Source organism: Lactobacillus sp. 23-2 (genome assembly GCF_044902225.1).
In the GTDB taxonomy this organism is placed as follows: Bacteria; Bacillota; Bacilli; order Lactobacillales; family Lactobacillaceae; genus Lactobacillus; species Lactobacillus absianus.
In genome coordinates, this window is sequence record NZ_JAOQBX010000023.1 from 28935 (window position 1) to 29550 (window position 616).

Genomic DNA, 616 nt, shown 5'->3' on the forward strand with positions numbered 1-616 from the left:
ACTAGCTGAAGTTGAGGTGCTTGCGGATTCGCTTGCGCCGGACTCACTAGTTGAGGTTGATGCACTCGGTGATTCGCTTGCACTGGCTTCACTAGTTGAAGTTGATGCGCTTGTCGATTCACTTGCACTGGCTTCACTAGTTGAAGCTGAAGTGCTCGGTGATTCGCTTGCAACTGACTCACTAGTTGAAGCTGAGGCGCTCGGTGATTCGCTTGCACTGGCTTCACTAGTTGAAGTTGAGGCACTCGTCGATTCACTTGCGCCGGACTCACTAGTTGAAGTTGAGGCACTCGTCGATTCACTTGCAGCAGACTCACTTGCTGAAGTTGAAGTGCTTGTCGATTCGCTTACACCAGATTCACTAGTTGAGGTTGAGGCACTCGTCGATTCACTTGTAGCAGACTCACTAGTTGAAGCTGAAGTGGTCGTTGATTCGCTCACACCAGATTCACTAGTCGAAGTTGAGCTGCTTGCAGATTCGCTTGCAACAGACTCACTAGTTGAAGTGCTTGTCGATTCGCTTGTAGCAGACTCACTAGTTGAAGCTGAAGTGCTCGGTGATTCGCTTGCAACTGACTCACTAGTTGAAGCTGAGGTGCTCGGTGATTCGCTTGCA

General features: G+C 49.8%; 1 protein-coding gene. It reads left to right on the top strand.

The window, feature by feature from the left end; translation table 11 throughout:
- Nucleotides 1–616: hypothetical protein (locus OCH80_RS08055; protein WP_404539749.1), on the top strand; the 616-nt coding region annotated here is incomplete at both ends.